We start from the raw sequence: 15,207 nt of genomic DNA on the forward strand, positions 1-15,207 counted from the left end.
GCTGTTTTCTCTCTGAATGATTAGGCCGCGACGGGCTCGCGGGCGTCGACGCGCGGATCGAGTTCGCCGGCGCGGTAGCGCCGTGCCATCTCGCTCAAGGGAATGACCTTGATCTTGCTGGCGTGGCCCGCGGTGCCGAACTGTTCGAAACGTTCGCGGCAAAGTTCACGCATCGCGTCCATCGCGGGCTTGAGGAATTTGCGCGGATCGAACTCGGAGCGTGTTTGCGCTGCGACCTTGCGGAACATCGCGGTCATCGCGAGGCGGCAATCTGTGTCGATGTTGACCTTGCGCACGCCGCTCTTGATGCCGCGAACGATCTCTTCGACCGGCACGCCCCAGGTCTGAGGCATCTCGCCGCCGAACTGGTTGAACATGTCCTGAAGCGGCTGCGGCACCGAGGAGGAGCCGTGCATCACCAGATGCGTGTTCGGCAGGCGGCGATGGATCTCCTCGACCACCCGCATTGCCAGGATGTCGCCATCAGGCTTGCGGCTGAACTTGTAGGCGCCGTGCGAGGTGCCCATCGCGATCGCTAGCGCATCGACCTTGGTGGCCCGAACGAAGTCGACCGCCTGGTCGGGTTCGGTCAAGAGCTGGTCGTGGCTGACCTTACCCTCGACGCCGTGGCCATCCTCCTGCTCGCCGCCGCCGTGTTCGAGCGAGCCAAGCACGCCTAGCTCGCCTTCGACGGACGCGCCGACCCAGTGCGCGAGGTCGACGACGCGTCGGGTGATTGCGACGTTGTAGTCGTAATCAGCCGCCGTCTTGGCGTCGGCCTTGAGCGAGCCGTCCATCATGACGGAGGTGAAGCCGTGGGCAATGGCGGACGCGCAGATCGCTTCGTCATTGCCGTGGTCCTGGTGCATGCAGAGCGGAATGTCCGGATAGGTCCGCTCCAGCGCGTCGATCATGTGCGAGAGCATGATATCGCCGGCGTAGCTGCGAGCACCGCGCGAGGCTTGCATGATCACGGGCGCATCGACCTCGGCGGCAGCCTGCATGATCGCGATGCCCTGCTCCATGTTGTTGATGTTGAACGCCGGCACTGCATAACCGTGGCTGGCGGCGTGATCGAGCAGTTGACGAAGTGTGATACGGGCCACGAGGAGTCCTCCTTATTGTCTCTTGCGAGCGATCGCGCGGCGGGCGGCTTCCGCAATGCTCTGCGGAGTGATGCCGAATTCGCGGTAGAGCACGGGCGCCGGCGCCGACGCACCGAAGCCGCGCATGCCGACGAATTCGCCCTCAGTGCCGATCCAGTGCGCCCAGTCGCCGGCTACGGCCGCCTCGATCCCGACGCGCGGCGCGCTGCCGAGCACCGTGGCGCGGTAATCGTCCGGCTGCTCTTCGAACAAGGCGAAGCACGGCGCGGACACCACGGCCCCACGGATGTGCTCGGTTGCGAGCAGGCGAGCGGCTTCCAGTGCAATCGAGACTTCCGAGCCGGTTGCGATCAGCGTCACGTCACGGCCGCCGTCCGGCGAGACAACGAGATAGGCGCCACATGCGACGCGGTTTCTGCCGCGTCCATCGCTACGGAAGGTCGGCAGCGCCTGACGCGACAGGCACAGCACGGACGGACGGTCTTCGGAGTTGAGCGCGCAGTCCCAGGCTTCCAGCGTCTCCACCGCGTCGGCGGGGCGGAACACCAGAAGGTTCGGAATGACGCGCAGCGAAGCGAGATGCTCGACCGGCTGGTGCGTCGGGCCGTCCTCGCCGAGACCGATAGAGTCGTGGGTCATCACATGGATGACGCGCAGCCGCATCAGGGCCGCAAGACGGATCGCCGGCCGGCTGTAGTCGGAGAAGGCCAGGAAGGTGCCGCCATAGGGGATGAAGCCGCCATGGAGCGCGAGGCCGTTCATCGCGGCGGCCATGCCGTGCTCGCGAATGCCGTAGTGGATGTAGTCGCCGGCGAACGCCCCGCGCGTGACGGGGACTTGCGCCTTGGCGTGCGTCAGGTTCGAATGCGTCAAATCCGCGGAGCCGCCGACGAGGCCGGCAATTGTCCCGGCGATGCCGTCGAGCACCTGCTGCGAAGCCTGTCGCGTTGCCAGTTTCGGACGCTCGGATGCGAAGCGTTCGCGCAGCTTCGCCGCGGCCAGCGCATAGGCACCCGGCAGGGCGACCACCTTGCCTTCGACGAACATGTCGCGCTGCTCGGGCGTCGCGCCCTCGTAGCGATCGAGCCAGGCGAGCCGATCCACCTGCCCGCGCTGCCCGATCATTCGCCATGCCTTCAGGATCGGCATCGGCACCACGAAGGGTTGATATTCCCAGCCCAGCGTCCGGCGCGCGGCCGCGGTCTGCTCAGTGCCGAGCGGCGCACCATGGGCTTTCTCGGTGCCCTGTCTATCAGGCGCGCCGTAGCCGATGATGGTGCGGCAGGCGATTAGCGACGGTTTTGCGGTCTCCCGCTCTTCGGCGATCGCCTGCGCGGCCGCTTCGGAATCGTGTCCGTCGATGCTGCGCACCGACCAGCCGGAGGCAGCGAAACGCGCGAGTTGGTCGTCGGACGTCGCCAGCGAGGTCGGCCCGTCGATCGAGATCCCGTTGTCGTCGAACAGCACGATCAGACGGCCGAGTTGCAGATGACCCGCGAGCGAGATCGCTTCCTGGCTGAGGCCCTCCATCAGGCAGCCGTCACCCGCGATGACATAGGTGAAGTGATCGACCAGGCCGTCGCCATGCCGCGCATTGGCCATCCGCTCCCCAAGTGCCATGCCGACCGCGGTCGCGATCCCCTGTCCCAGTGGCCCTGTCGTGGTTTCCACGCCCGGCGTATGGCCGTATTCCGGATGCCCCGGCGTCTTCGAGCCCCATTGCCGGAAGGCCTTGATGTCGTCGAGGCTGACATCGCCGCCGGTCAGATGCAGCAGCGCATAGAGCAGCATCGAGCCATGGCCCGCCGACAGCACGAAGCGATCGCGGTCCGGCCAGTTCGGATGCGCCGAGTCGAATTTCAGGAAGCGCGAGAACAGCACGGTCGCGACATCGGCCATGCCCATCGGCAGACCGGGATGGCCCGACTGCGACGTCTCGATGGCATCAACCGCGAGGAAGCGCACGGCGTTGGCGAGATCATTGTGCGTGACCGCGTTGAGGTCGGCTTCGGCATGAACCGAGATGTTCATCGGGTCCTCCCATTGTTGTCGTTGTTGCGCGTCATCACTTCATGCTTCGCTTGCGCTCGATGAGCTGCATGATCAGCGGGGTCAGGATCAGCTGCATCGCGAGGTCGAGTTTCGCGCCGGGGCAGACGATCGAATTCGCGCGCGACATCCAGCTCTGCGGCAACATCGAGAGCAGATAGGGGAAGTCGATGCCGCGCGGATTCTTGAAGCGGATCACCACCATCGATTCGTCGGGCGTCGGGATCCAGCGCGCGATGAACGGATTGGAGGTGTCCACCGTCGGCACGCGCTGGAAGTTGATGTCGGTCTCGGAAAATTGCGGGCAGATGTAGTGGATGTAATCCGGCATCCGCCGCAGGATGGTGTCCGTGACCGCCCCGGTCGAATAACCGCGCGCACTGCGATCGCGGTGCAGCTTCTGAATCCATTCGAGGTTGATGACGGGCACGACGCCGATCTTGAGGTCGGCATAGCGCGCGACATTGACCTTGTCGGTGACGACGGCACCGTGCAGGCCCTCGTAGAATAGCAGGTCCGAATTCTCCGGCAGCCGTTTCCAGTCGGTGAAGGTGCCGGGCGCCGCGCCATGCAGCGTGGACTCCTCGGCATCATGCACGTAATGCCGCGTCGTCGCCGTGCCGCTCTCGCCATAGTCGCGGAACGCGCGCTCCAGCTCCTCGAACAGATTGGTCTCGGGGCTGAAATGGCTGAAATGCTTGTTGCCGCGATCGGCCTCTTTCGCCATCTGCGTACGCATCTCGGCGCGGTCGTAGCGATGGAAGGCGTCACCCTCGATGTAGGCGGCGTTGACCTTCTCGCGAAAAAATATCTGCTCGAACGTCTTCTTGACCGAGGTGGTGCCGGCGCCGGAGGAGCCGGTGATGGAGATGATCGGATGCTTCCTGGACATCGGACGCCTCGCTTACAGCCGGAAGAAGCCACGCCGCGCGAACAGCGGTGCGGAGACGCTGGCGACCAGCAGCGGATCGCAATGCAGCTCCTCGACGCGGCGCACCTCGTTGTTCGAGCCCATGATCAGCGGCACGCGCTGGTGCAGGCTCTGCGCCGAGAGGTCGAGGATGCGCTGGCGCCCCGTTGTGGCGGAGCCGCCGGCCTGCTCGATGATCATGGCCATCGGATGCGCTTCGTAAATCAGGCGCAGGCGGCCGTCTCCGTAGCCGGGACGCGCGTCCGAGGGATAGAGGAAGACGCCGCCACGGGTGAGGATGCGGTAGGCCTCGGCGACCAGCGAGCCGACCCAGCGCATGTTGAAATTGTGGTTGGCGGGCCCTTCGACGCCGGCGAGGCACTCGTCGACGAAGGCGCGCACCGGCTGCTCCCAGTGCCGGCGGTTCGACGCGTTGATCGCGAACTCCTCGCAGGTCTCGGCGATCTGAGCGCCGGCGCGCGCGAGGCGGAAGCAGCCCGCCTTTCCGTCGAGCGTGAAGATGTCGACGCCCTCGCCGAGCGTCAGCACCAGGGAGGTCTGCGGACCGTAGGTGACGAAGCCCGCCGCAAGCTGCGCCGAGCCGCGCTGATGGAAGGCGAGCGCGAGGTCGTCCGGGGCGGGCAGGATCGAGAAGATCGTACCGACCGTCATGTTGATGTCGATGTTGGAGGAGCCGTCGAGCGGATCGATCGCGATGCAGATCTTGGCCTTCCGATCGCCGATCTGGGCCTCGCGCATCTCTTCCGAGGCGAGGGCTGCGACTGGCAGCTTGCTGAGGCAGCGGCGCAGGATCGCATCCGCCTGCACGTCCAGATCGCGCTGGAGGTCGCCGTCGCAGTTGCGGCCGGTGGTCAGGCCGGAGGCGTCCACAAAGTCTCCGGTGGCGATGAGATCGGCGATCTCGATCGCCGCCGCCGCGATGGCATCGACCGCGGCCGCCACGGCCAGCGCGTGAGGTGCGGTCTCGCAATACCGTTGAAGGTGGTCGTCCAGCTTCAATTGCCCGGTCATCAGCGCATCCCCTTGCGGGCGCCGTATCCAGTTCCCTCCCCTCTGGAGGTCGGTACGATCAGTCCCGGCATCAGGAGATTGACAGGGGAGGCTTAATAAGGAAAATTTCTATTCATAATGAGCGTCAAAGAATTTTCTTATAATAGCCCCGGCCACGCGACGACCCAACTCCGGCATCTGACGATCCGGCAGCTGCGCTCGCTTGCGGCGCTCTCCGCCAAGGGCAGCGTGACGGCCGCGTCCGGCCATCTCGGGCTAACCCAGCCCGCCGTGACCCAGCAGCTCCGGCAGCTGCAGGACCTCGCCGGCTTGCCGCTGGTGCAGCGGACCGGCGACGGCATGCTGCTGACGGAGGCGGGCAAGGAGGTGCTGACGCTGGCCGAACGGGTCGAGGCCGCCATCATGGACTGCCAAGGCGCGCTCGACCTGCTCGCGGGGCGGACCGGCGGCACCGTGCATCTCGGCGCGGTGTCGACCGCCAAATATTTCGTGCCGCACGCGATCGCGGCGTTCTCCAAGCGGTACCCCAAGATCGAGATCAAGCTGACCATCGGCAATCGCGAGGAGATCCGCGAGGCCATGCACGGCTACGACCTCGATTTCGCGGTGATGGGTCGGCCACCGGCCGACGTCACCGTCGACGTCCGCCAGCTCGGGCGCAATCCGCACATCATCGTCGCGCGCAAGGGGCACTGGCTGGAGAAGGATTCCGGCCTCAACCTGACCGATCTCGTGCACGAGACTTTCCTCACCCGCGAGCCCGGCTCGGGCACGCGGACGCTGATGGAGGGCATGTTCCAGAAGTCGGATCTCGAGCCGATCATCGGCATGGAGATGAGCAGCAACGAGACCATCAAGCAGGCCGTGATCGCCGGGCTCGGCATCGCCTTTATCTCGGCCCACACGGTGGCGCACGAGCTCACCGAGGGCCGGCTCATCGTGCTCGACGTCGCGGGCCTGCCGATCGTGCGGCAATGGTACGTGATCCGCCGCAGCGACAAGGTGCTGCTGCCGCCGGCCCAGGCGATGTTCGATTTTCTGGGCTCGGAAGGGTCGAACTATCTGCCCGAGGTGCCCGAACTCGGCGGACGATGATCCGCCCGCGTTCAGCTCATCAGCTTCATGGCGATGGTCGCTGCCAGGATCAGGATGATCTGGAGCAGACGCCCGGTCGTGAAGATGCGGTTGAAGGTGGTCATCGCTTGCCCCGGCCGGCGTGAAGGAGATGTCGGTCGTCCCGTTGCTAGCACAGGCGGGCAGCGAGACAACTCCGTAATTGCCACGGGTAAACGTCATTCCCTCCCCGGCAGACGATCGATCCACCACGCGAGGCCGCGTGCGGCGCCCTCTTCGAATCCCACAACCGGCACGCCTGCGGTCACCCCGCGGAGGCGGCTGACGTCAGCGGCAATGATCGGCTCGGCGTCGACACCCCTGGCGGCGGCGGCGCCGAACCTGACCAGATGGCGTGCTTCGAGCAGGCCTGCGACATGCTCGATCACGCTGCGCAGGCTGCGCACTTCGCCGCTGGCGAGATTGACCACGCCGGTGAGTTCGCTGCCGAGCACGGCGGCGATCATCTGCGCGAGGTCATGGACATAGACGAAATCACGCAGCTGCCCGCCATGCGAGCAGTCGAATTGTCGTCCCGCGCGCAGGCTCCGGATCAGCGAGGGGATGAGGCGCGCCTCGGGCTCGTGCGGGCCGAACGGGACAAATACGCGGCCCCAGCTCGCGCCTGCCGCGATATAGGCTTCGGCCGTAGCGAGCTTGGCTTGTCCGTACAGCGTCGTGGGATTGCATTGGCTGGTACGTTCCTCACATGGGCCGCTCTGCGGTCCGTATTCGAGGCAGCTTCCGATGCCAAGGATGCGGCGGGTGCCGCCGGCCCTCGCGCGCGCGAGCAAGTCGATGCTGGCCTCCGCCCACAGCCCGTTGACGGGATCCTCGCGATAGCGGCCCGGCCGGGCTTCCCAGGCGAGATGAACCAGGTGCGTCGGACGCGCTGCGGACAGCGCCTGCCTGCGGCCGGCTTCGGTGAGGAGATCAGCCGCGTGCCACGTCACGCCTGAGGTCGCCGACTGAGCCGAGCGGGCGACGCCGTGAACCTCGAAGCCGCGAGCGACCAGCGCGGGCAACAGCGCGCGGCCGAGGAATCCGGACGCGCCCGTGACCAGCACCCGTTTCATCGAAGATACGGCAGCGCGCGGTCGCGCGCAGACAGGATCGGATCAGGCAGCGGCCAGGCGATCGCCAGCGAGGGATCGTCCCAGCGAATGCCGGAAGCGCCGTGCGGATCATAGGGAACGTCGATGCAATACATCAGATCGGTGCCACCCACGAGCGTCTGGAAGCCATGCGCGCATCCGGCGGGAATGAACACCGCATTGCCGCGGTCGGCGGCGAGCTCGACCGAGCACCATTGCCCATAGCTCGGCAGCGACCGGCGCAAATCGACGATCACGTCGAAGGCGCGGCCGGCAACGCACCGCACCAACTTGGCCTCCGGCCGGCCGGCCTGGTGGTGCAGGCCCCGCAGGGTGCCGGCGCGTTCGTTGCGGGACAGGCTGTGCTGCGCGAAATGCGTCGGCAATCCGTGCGCCGCGAACGCCTCGGCGTCGAACAGCCGGGCAAAGAATCCGCGCGCGTCAAGCTCCGGCTCGACCCCGATTTCGACCACGCCCGGCAGAGCCAATGGAGTGAACTTCATCTCAGGCTCCCGCGCGGCGACGCGCGCATCCCGCGTTGCGAACGTCCGTTCACCGAAACGCCTTTTGGGTTGCATGTTGCGCAACGTTGGCGGAATTTCCGTGGCTTGTGAGAATTCACTAACAGCCGCGGCACGACGGCACAACGGGACGATCCATCCATGGATAGGCATCGATGCCGCTTTTGCGCGCGGGAGCTCGACGAGACCTTCGTCGATCTTGGCCTGTCGCCTCTGGCGAATTCTTATCTGCCGCCGGAGCGGGCGGACGCGACCGAGCCGACCTATCCGCTGCATGCCCGCGCGTGCGGTGCCTGCGGGCTGGTCCAGCTTCCGCAATTCGAGCCTGCGGCGAACATCTTCGACCAGTATCTCTATTATTCGTCCTATTCCGAGAGCTGGCTGCTTCATGCGGAGAGCTATGCCGCCGAGATGATCGCCCGCGCGAGGCTGGGCGCAGCGTCGGAGGTGATCGAGATCGCCAGCAACGACGGATATCTCTTGCAGTATTTTCAGCGCGCCGGCATCCCAGCGCTTGGGATCGAGCCTGCCAGCGGCCCGGCGACAGCTGCCATCGCCAAGGGCATTCCGACCCGGACCTGCTATTTCGGCCGCGATGTCGCCACCGCCCTCCGCGCCGAAGGCCACCGTCCCGCGCTGATCGTCGCCAACAATGTGCTGCCGCACGTCCCCGATATCAACGATTTCGTCGCCGGCCTGCGCATCCTCCTGCCCGAGACCGGGCTCGCGACGCTGGAGCTTCCGCATCTGCTGAACCTGATCGAAGGCATCCAGTTCGACACGATCTATCACGAGCATCTGTCGTACTTCTCGCTCGCGACCCTCGAGACGGTCTTTCGCGCGCATGCCTTGCGCGTGTTCGACGTGGAGGAATTGCCGACCCACGGCGGCTCGCTGCGCCTGCACGTCTGCACCGAAGCTGCGCCTCACAGGTCCTCGCCCCCGCTTGAGAGATTGCGCCGGCGCGAGGCTGTCGCAGGGCTCGGCCGGCCGGCGACCTACGGTGATTTTCAGGCGAAGGTGGTGGCCAAGCGCGAGACGATCCGCGACTTTCTCATCGCGGCGCGGCGCGCGGGCAGGACGGTGCTGGCCTATGGCGCGCCGGCGAAGGGCAATACGCTGCTCAATTATTGCGCCGTCACGCGCGAGCTGATTCCGTTCACCGTGGACCGCAATCCGCACAAGCAGGGCCTGCTGCTTCCGGGAACGCATCTGCCGATCCGCGATCCCGCCGCCCTGATCGCAGCCAGACCGGATTACGTCTTCATCCTGCCCTGGAATCTGAAGGACGAGATCACCGCCCAGCTGGCGGAGGTCCGCGCCTGGGGCGGACAATTCGTGGTGCCCGCGCCGGATCTCACGATCATATCGTGAGCGATGGTTAACGATCAGGCTGCGAGCGGAGCCGCATGGTCCGCGCGCAACGCGAAATAGGCTTCCAGCTCCGACAACGCCCGCGCTTCCCAATCGCTCGCCTGCTCCAGCAACGACCAGCTCTGGCCTGGGCGGAACGCAGCAGTCTGGCGATAGAGCGATGCGATGCCGCGATAGCGGCGCACGTTCTCCAGGATGGCGTGACCATTGATTTGGCCGTTCATGTCCGAAAACTCCCTCGTCATTCCCGGGGAAGAAATTGCGGCCAAATCTTTTTCGAAAAGTTAGCGGCGCGCGGCAAGCTCGCGGATGGTTGCCGGACTGTTGCGCGCAGGCAACGCGCGACTTCGTGCAAGCCTGATTTCGAGAGCGGTTTATTGCGGATTCGTTGCCGCGCCTTCGCCGCCCGGGGGCTTGAGCCCGCCACGGCTGCTGATCCTCATTGTCTGGCGGCAGAGATCGGCAAGGCCGATCAGCAGCACGGCGAGCAGGCAGAACAGGTTGATGGAATCGGTATTCGCACTGGTCAGGGAGTTGAACTCGAAAAAGGGCGGAATGAACGCCCACCATACCAGCGGAATGGTGAACAACGCGGCAAGCCCCGCCGCCGGCGTGCCCGCCACGATGCCGAGCACGAACAGGCCGGGCAGGAACGCTGCAAAATAGAGCTTTGCGCCGAGCGCGACGCAGATGCCCTGAAGCCCAGCCGACATTGCGACAACGACGCATCCGAGCAGAAACGCCTGCCACGACCATGGCCGTACCGGCGGTACGCCAAACAGCCCCGCACGCCTCATCAGCTTCCCCCTGCCGCCCGTTAACCGGGCCCGCTTGAGACGAAAGTACTACACCCGCAAGCAAACCGCGAGATGCAAATTGCATCCCCACGGGATTGGTAAACGACCCGCACCGCAGAATTGGGGTCTGGAATGCTTCTTTCCCGGACAAGCCGCAACGCGCCAGCGTTGCGGCGCGAAACCGGGACCGAGGGGCGACACGGTAGGGCGCGGAGTGATGGGCCCCGGCTCTGCAGCGCACCGCATCGGAGGGGGCAGCATTGCGAACCTCAATGCACATTCGACTCGCAGTGACGTAGGATGGATAGAGCCCTTGCGAAACCCATCATGTATCGAGTGGACGAAGCATGATGGGTTTCGCTTCGCTCTACCCATCCTACGACCCTGCAGACACGCCTGCGCATCCTCGCGGCTGATTTCGCCCGAGCTTTGCTTCATCTCTCACCCTCAAATCCAAGAGGGCGCGACAAACCCGAATTTCGGTAAAGCGAAATATTTTTGGAGAAGGATTGACAGCGGGGCGACATAGCCACGCTCGCGTAGCCCGGATCGAGCGCCAGCGTCATCCGGGACAGTGCAAGATGCCGGGCGAGCGCTTTCGCTCCATCGGGAGTACGAGACAGAGAGCGCATCACCTCGCCCGCGCCGGCGTTCCGTCCGCCATCGTCGTTACCCCCTTGCGCTCCACGATCAGCCCATAGGTCTGGGGCTGGCGGTGGAGGTCGAAATTGAAGGTGGTGCGCTTGTAGGAGTTGCAGAGGTCGAGATCGCAGCGCGCCAGCGCGATCTCGTCGCCCTTGGTCGCGCATCTCGCGATGATCTCACCCGAGGGCGCGATGATGCAGCTGCCGCCGATATGGTCGACGCCCTCCTCGATACCGGCCTTGGCGACGCCGACGACGAAGGTGCCGTTCTGATAGGCGCCAGCCTGCATCACCAGATGATTGTGGAATAGCGAGAGATCGTCATGCTCCGGCGCGGGCGGATTGTGCGCCGGCGTGTTGTAGCCGATCATCACCATCTCGACGCCCTGCAGGCCCATCACCCGGTAGGTCTCGCTCCAGCGGCGATCATTGCAGATCGCCATGCCCATGACGCCGCCGAACGCGCTGGCGACGCCGAAGCCGCTGCCCGGCTCGAAATAGCGCTTTTCCAGATGCTGAAATTTGCGCCACGGCTCGTGCTCGGCGTGGCCGGGCAGATGGACCTTGCGATACCTCAGGATGATCGCGCCGCTCTTGTCGACGAGAATGGACGTGTTGTAGCGCCTGACAATTCCGGCCTCGACCGTCAACTCGGCGTAGCCGAGGCAAAAGCCGACCCCGAGTTCACGCGCCAGATCGAACAAAGGATGCGTCTCGGAGCCCGGCATCTCGCGCTCGAAGAAGCTGTCGATCTCGGCCTGATCTTCAAAATGCCAGCGCGGAAAAAACGTCGTCAGCGCGAGCTCGGGATAAACGATCAGGTCGCAGCCGCAAGCCTTCGCCTCGCGCATCAAGGCCATCAGCCGGGCCACCACTTCGGTCCTGGTCTCGGTCCTGGCGACCGGGCCAAGCTGGCCCGCTGCAACAGTTACAAATCTCGCCACGCGTCATTCCTTCATGTCCCGGTGTGCGTTCGGGCGTGAGCCTATCGAACGGCGCACCGCGCGCACAGGCCGGCTCGCCCATCGTCGTGACGGGACACAATCAAATTCCGTGCCTGCGGGGTGTCATCGGGTCATCGCGCGGCCGCTCACGAAAATCCGGGAATTTCGTTGCGAATATGCAACGGTTCCCCACCGTCTGAAGCCGGACAAAACAAACTCCCATTCCGGCCACGAACCGCTCTCACAAGGCCGTGAGACGATCAGGGGAACGACGATGCGTGCACAACGCGTTTGGAAAGTGAATGGAGACGCCAGCGTCTCGCAGCTCCAATCGAGACTGGACGATCTGAACAAGCGTCTCGGTCAGCTCGAAAGCCAGCATCCGGACAGCTGGACGGTCCAAGAGCTGAGAGCGAGCGCGCTCGGCCTGTCGCGCGAGATCGACGACGTCCGCTGCGCCGAGGCGACGGCGGCGCTGAGCGAACTGCTGCGGAAGTAGAAGGCGCTCGCCGATTCGCCACCCGCGCGTGGAACCAACGCCGCGCCGCCGCCATTGCCATGCAGAGCATGGAGCAGGATCATGACCAGGCACCTGACGCGAGCGCATCAGCGCGCGACGTGGCCGGCGCGGTGTCCACGCTGGTCCTGTGCGCGACGGTGGCCTTCGCGCCTTCGCGCGCCGCTTTGCCCTGTGAAGATTTGGCGTTGTGAAGAATTTGGCGCAGTGAGGAATTTGGCATGACGTCCGATCCCGAGGAGCAGGTGCGGCTGCAAGGTTATGGCGAGATGACGCTGCGCACGGCCGTAACCACGCTGATGCTGCTCGCTCCGCGCGACCGCTCCGGGACCGCCATCTACCGCGTCCGCGACGATGTGCGTCTGGCGCAAAGCGAGATCGCCGAGCTCGCTTCGAGCTGGGGCATCGAGCCTTCAGGTGATTTGCGATTGCCGGGCCGATCCTCGGAGCGACACTGGCCGGACATCGTGCGCGACATGGTACGCGAAGCACCGCTGCCGGCGCTGATGGTGGCGTTCATGCTCGGTGTGCTAGTGGCGAGAAGGTAGTCTCGCGACAGCCGCCGGCTATTGCAGGATGATCACTTCTGCTCGTTCGCTCGGATGTCCTCCGCATAAGGACGCAAAGCGTCGGACATGGCATCGAGGCGTTTTTGCCACTCGGCACCCGGCATGAAGGCGATCACCGGCTCCTCGCCGGGCGAGCTCGTCACGAACTCAGGGTTGCGCAGGCCTTCGGCAATCCCCGCTTCCAGCTTCTTGACGATGTCGTCCGGAACGCCCTTCGGGACCGCGAAGCCGCGTTCTGCCGTCGTGATGACCGCAAAGCCCACCTCCTCTGCCGTCGGAACTTCGGGCAGCGCTGGAACGCGCTTCTGCGACAGGATCGCGATGACGCGAAGTTGCCCCTTGTTGGTCCCATGCAATTCGGGAATCTCACTGAGGGTGACCATCCCAACTTCCAGATGCCCACCCAACAGATCGGTCCTCTGTGCGGCCGTTCCCCGGTAGGAGATTTCGTTGGGCTCCACCTTCGCGGCCGCTGCGAGCATACGAATGGCCAAATGGCCGTTCGTGCCAGCACCATTGTGACCAAACGTCACCGAGCCGGGCTTGCTACGAAGTGCGGCAATGATGCCCGGCAGATTCTTGAATCTGCTGTCGGCACGCACCACGATCACGTTCGGATCCTCGACGACCCGTGCGACCAGCCGGATTTCGTCCGTGGTGTATTGGGTTTTGCGAGTCATCGGCAAGAAATTGTAGCCCGGCACGTTAACGACGCCGATCGAATAGGCGTCGGGCGCCGCGCGCGCGATCGAAGCAAACGCAATCTCTCCGCCGGCGCCGGGCTTGTTCAAGACGACAAACTTCGCCTTGCCGCCCAGCGCACGCTCGACGAACGGAAGAAGTTTACGAGCCATGACATCGGTGCCGCCGCCGGGTGCAAAGCCGACGACGACTTCGATTGGCTTGTCATCCGGCCACGCGGCCCATGCCGAGCCGCAGCCAGCGAAACCGAAAGCGGCAACGAGCGCGACGATCTTCGTGTTCATGATTTCCAGCCCTGTTTTTTGTTATTGGCCGATCACGCGGCTTGAAGCTGCGATCGACTGCAGTTCATCTAACCGTCGGTCTGAGCGGATAGCAACCGATCGTCCCGAGCGCGAGCGTTTGATGAGCTCCGGCGGTTTTCGAGGCAATTGCGGAAGCGTCAGAGGAGGCCGCGTGCGAGCCTTGCCTAGCGGCGCTTTTGATTAGGCTCGCTCGCGGCGAGACGGTAATTCTCTGACCTACCGTACAACGCCGGATCAGGGATGCCGGGGAAAAGAAAGCCATGCCGCTGCGGCACAAGCCTCTGCCCGACCAAATCGGCCGTGGACCCGCGCCCTAAATCGTTGCAAAAAGGCGCTCCTGAGGCACCGGCGGCCGGTCGGCCAAGCCTCTGGAAAACGTCGACTTTTGGAAGAATGGTCGGAGTGGCAGGATTCGAACCTGCGACCCCTGCGTCCCGAACGCAGTGCTCTACCGGGCTGAGCCACACTCCGACAAGAAGGCGGCTTATAGCGTTGGGCTTGACGCACCGCAAGCGGCCGAGATGAGGAATTTTGTCCCTGTGAAAACGGGCCTTGAAACGCTGGTTTTACCGGCCGGTGCGGCCGGCGCGGAGGCTGCCGCCCGGGCCCTGGCCGCCGGCGGGCTGGTCGCGTTTCCGACTGAGACGGTCTACGGGCTCGGGGCGGACGCTGCCAATGCCACCGCCATCGCCCATCTCTACGCCGCAAAGGGGCGGCCGGCGTTCAATCCGCTGATTGCCCATGTCGCCGACCTCAAAGCCGCGCGGCGGATCGGGCGGTTCGACGCGCGCGCGTTGAGGCTTGCGGAGGCGTTCTGGCCGGGGCCGCTGACGCTGGCGGTGCCGAAGACTGACGGCTGCCCGGTGGCGGAGCTCGCCACCGCCGGCCTCGACACCGTCGCGATCCGCATTCCCGCTCACCCCGTCGCGCAGGCGATCCTGCGCGCCTTTGGCGGGGCCGTGGTGGCGCCGTCCGCCAACATCTCCGGCCACGTTTCGCCGACCCTGGCCGCCCATGTCGAGAGCGATCTTGCGGGGCGGATCGACCTCATCGTCGACGGCGGGCCTGTTACGGTCGGCGTCGAATCGACGATCGTCGGCTGCTTCGAGGCACCGATGCTGTTGCGGCCAGGCGGGTTGTCGCGCGAACGGATCGAGGCGGTGCTGGGCGCAGCCCTGGCTCGGCCGCCGATGGATGCCGAAAGCGACGACAGCCAGCCGCTGGCCCCGGGCATGCTGGCCTCGCATTACGCGCCGCGCGCCCCTGTGCGGCTCGATGCCCGCGAGGTGGCAGCGGGCGAGGCGCTGCTCGCATTCGGTCCTGCGCGGCTGGCCGGCATCGATGGCGCCGCCGCTGTCATGAATTTGTCGCCCACGGCCGATCTCGATGAAGCCGCCGCCAATCTGTTCGGTTATCTTCGCGAACTGGATGCGAAGAGCCCACGTGCGATCGCCGTGATGACGATCCCCGAGGAAGGCCTCGGCGAAGCGATCAACGACCGGCTGCGCCGGGCGGCGGTTGCGCGATAGC

General features: G+C 65.2%; 15 protein-coding genes and 1 tRNA gene. 5 read left to right on the forward strand and 11 right to left on the reverse strand.

Annotated features, from left to right (window positions below):
• Window positions 1–20: 20 nt before the first annotated feature.
• The 4 genes from fba to IVB28_RS24795 are packed head-to-tail and all read right to left on the reverse strand — an operon-like array spanning window position 21 to window position 5,097.
• On the reverse strand, window positions 21–1,106 hold the full coding sequence (gene fba, locus IVB28_RS24780; protein ID WP_247529674.1) for a class II fructose-bisphosphate aldolase: 1,086 nt from the start codon (window positions 1,104–1,106) through the stop codon (window positions 21–23).
• Window positions 1,107–1,118: 12 nt separating this feature from the next.
• Entirely contained in the window at window positions 1,119–3,137 is a 2,019-nt protein-coding gene (tkt, locus tag IVB28_RS24785) for a transketolase (protein ID WP_247529675.1), read from the reverse strand.
• A gap of 34 nt (window positions 3,138–3,171) precedes the next feature.
• Window positions 3,172–4,047, reverse strand: coding sequence for a phosphoribulokinase (locus tag IVB28_RS24790; RefSeq protein ID WP_247529676.1), 876 nt, complete (start codon window positions 4,045–4,047; stop codon window positions 3,172–3,174).
• Between the two features lie 12 nt (window positions 4,048–4,059).
• Window positions 4,060–5,097, reverse strand: coding sequence for a class 1 fructose-bisphosphatase (locus IVB28_RS24795; protein ID WP_247529677.1), 1,038 nt, complete (start codon window positions 5,095–5,097; stop codon window positions 4,060–4,062).
• A 117-nt stretch (window positions 5,098–5,214) separates the two neighbouring features.
• Here IVB28_RS24795 and IVB28_RS24800 point away from each other — a divergent pair, with 117 nt between their 5' ends.
• Window positions 5,215–6,192, forward strand: a complete 978-nt coding sequence (locus IVB28_RS24800) for a LysR family transcriptional regulator (RefSeq protein WP_247529678.1) — start codon at window positions 5,215–5,217, stop codon at window positions 6,190–6,192.
• 197 nt (window positions 6,193–6,389) lie between these two features.
• Here the strand turns inward: IVB28_RS24800 and IVB28_RS24805 are convergent, their stop codons facing one another.
• Window positions 6,390–7,286: an NAD-dependent epimerase/dehydratase family protein gene (locus IVB28_RS24805; RefSeq protein WP_247529679.1), complete on the reverse strand. Its 897-nt coding sequence runs from the start codon at window positions 7,284–7,286 to the stop codon at window positions 6,390–6,392.
• Window positions 7,283–7,807, reverse strand: a complete 525-nt coding sequence (locus IVB28_RS24810) for a dTDP-4-dehydrorhamnose 3,5-epimerase family protein (RefSeq protein WP_247529680.1) — start codon at window positions 7,805–7,807, stop codon at window positions 7,283–7,285. Before IVB28_RS24810 ends, IVB28_RS24805 begins: the two co-directional genes overlap by 4 nt.
• Window positions 7,808–7,966: 159 nt before the next feature.
• Here IVB28_RS24810 and IVB28_RS24815 point away from each other — a divergent pair, with 159 nt between their 5' ends.
• Window positions 7,967–9,199: a class I SAM-dependent methyltransferase gene (locus tag IVB28_RS24815; protein ID WP_247529681.1), complete on the forward strand. Its 1,233-nt coding sequence runs from the start codon at window positions 7,967–7,969 to the stop codon at window positions 9,197–9,199.
• 14 nt (window positions 9,200–9,213) lie between these two features.
• Here IVB28_RS24815 and IVB28_RS24820 read toward each other — a convergent pair whose 3' ends face one another.
• The 3 genes from IVB28_RS24820 to IVB28_RS24830 form a co-directional block, all read right to left on the reverse strand.
• Window positions 9,214–9,423 carry a hypothetical protein gene (locus IVB28_RS24820; protein ID WP_247529682.1) on the reverse strand — a complete coding sequence of 70 codons (210 nt, stop codon included), beginning with the start codon at window positions 9,421–9,423 and terminating at the stop codon, window positions 9,214–9,216.
• A gap of 150 nt (window positions 9,424–9,573) precedes the next feature.
• Window positions 9,574–9,996: a DUF4118 domain-containing protein gene (locus tag IVB28_RS24825; RefSeq protein ID WP_247529683.1), complete on the reverse strand. Its 423-nt coding sequence runs from the start codon at window positions 9,994–9,996 to the stop codon at window positions 9,574–9,576.
• A 631-nt stretch (window positions 9,997–10,627) separates the two neighbouring features.
• On the reverse strand, window positions 10,628–11,584 hold the full coding sequence (locus tag IVB28_RS24830; RefSeq protein WP_247529684.1) for an N-carbamoyl-D-amino-acid hydrolase: 957 nt from the start codon (window positions 11,582–11,584) through the stop codon (window positions 10,628–10,630).
• 274 nt (window positions 11,585–11,858) lie between these two features.
• Between IVB28_RS24830 and IVB28_RS24835 the strand changes: the two genes are divergently transcribed.
• The gene (locus IVB28_RS24835; RefSeq protein ID WP_247529686.1) at window positions 11,859–12,083 is read left to right on the forward strand and encodes a hypothetical protein; all 225 of its coding nucleotides are present in this window, start codon (window positions 11,859–11,861) and stop codon (window positions 12,081–12,083) included.
• Window positions 12,084–12,322: 239 nt separating this feature from the next.
• Complete coding sequence (locus IVB28_RS24840) at window positions 12,323–12,649, forward strand: hypothetical protein (RefSeq protein ID WP_247529687.1); 327 nt, start codon at window positions 12,323–12,325, stop codon at window positions 12,647–12,649.
• A 32-nt stretch (window positions 12,650–12,681) separates the two neighbouring features.
• Here IVB28_RS24840 and IVB28_RS24845 read toward each other — a convergent pair whose 3' ends face one another.
• The gene (locus IVB28_RS24845; protein WP_247529688.1) at window positions 12,682–13,656 is read right to left on the reverse strand and encodes a tripartite tricarboxylate transporter substrate binding protein; all 975 of its coding nucleotides are present in this window, start codon (window positions 13,654–13,656) and stop codon (window positions 12,682–12,684) included.
• Window positions 13,657–14,071: 415 nt separating this feature from the next.
• A tRNA-Pro gene (locus IVB28_RS24850) sits at window positions 14,072–14,148 on the reverse strand.
• A gap of 68 nt (window positions 14,149–14,216) precedes the next feature.
• On the opposite strand from IVB28_RS24850, the gene IVB28_RS24855 reads away from it, so the two are divergent.
• Window positions 14,217–15,206: an L-threonylcarbamoyladenylate synthase gene (locus tag IVB28_RS24855; RefSeq protein ID WP_247529689.1), complete on the forward strand. Its 990-nt coding sequence runs from the start codon at window positions 14,217–14,219 to the stop codon at window positions 15,204–15,206.
• The last annotated feature ends 1 nt before the right edge of the window (window position 15,207 follow it).

It is taken from the genome of Bradyrhizobium sp. 199 (assembly GCF_023073355.1).
In the GTDB taxonomy this organism is placed as follows: Bacteria; Pseudomonadota; Alphaproteobacteria; order Rhizobiales; family Xanthobacteraceae; genus Bradyrhizobium.

Excerpts from the sequence above, each read along its gene's own strand:
- tkt (WP_247529675.1), bottom strand. The coding sequence starts at position 3,137 with ATGAACATCTCGGTTCATGCCGAAGCCGACCTCAACGCGGTCACGCAC.
- IVB28_RS24815 (WP_247529681.1), top strand. The coding sequence starts at position 7,967 with ATGGATAGGCATCGATGCCGCTTTTGCGCGCGGGAGCTCGACGAGACC.
- IVB28_RS24845 (WP_247529688.1), bottom strand. The coding sequence starts at position 13,656 with ATGAACACGAAGATCGTCGCGCTCGTTGCCGCTTTCGGTTTCGCTGGC.
- IVB28_RS24790 (WP_247529676.1), bottom strand. The coding sequence starts at position 4,047 with ATGTCCAGGAAGCATCCGATCATCTCCATCACCGGCTCCTCCGGCGCC.
- IVB28_RS24795 (WP_247529677.1), bottom strand. The coding sequence starts at position 5,097 with ATGACCGGGCAATTGAAGCTGGACGACCACCTTCAACGGTATTGCGAG.
- IVB28_RS24840 (WP_247529687.1), top strand. The coding sequence starts at position 12,323 with ATGACGTCCGATCCCGAGGAGCAGGTGCGGCTGCAAGGTTATGGCGAG.
- IVB28_RS24800 (WP_247529678.1), top strand. The coding sequence starts at position 5,215 with ATGAGCGTCAAAGAATTTTCTTATAATAGCCCCGGCCACGCGACGACC.
- IVB28_RS24805 (WP_247529679.1), bottom strand. The coding sequence starts at position 7,286 with ATGAAACGGGTGCTGGTCACGGGCGCGTCCGGATTCCTCGGCCGCGCG.
- IVB28_RS24820 (WP_247529682.1), bottom strand. The coding sequence starts at position 9,423 with ATGAACGGCCAAATCAATGGTCACGCCATCCTGGAGAACGTGCGCCGC.
- IVB28_RS24835 (WP_247529686.1), top strand. The coding sequence starts at position 11,859 with ATGCGTGCACAACGCGTTTGGAAAGTGAATGGAGACGCCAGCGTCTCG.
- IVB28_RS24810 (WP_247529680.1), bottom strand. The coding sequence starts at position 7,807 with ATGAAGTTCACTCCATTGGCTCTGCCGGGCGTGGTCGAAATCGGGGTC.
- IVB28_RS24825 (WP_247529683.1), bottom strand. The coding sequence starts at position 9,996 with ATGAGGCGTGCGGGGCTGTTTGGCGTACCGCCGGTACGGCCATGGTCG.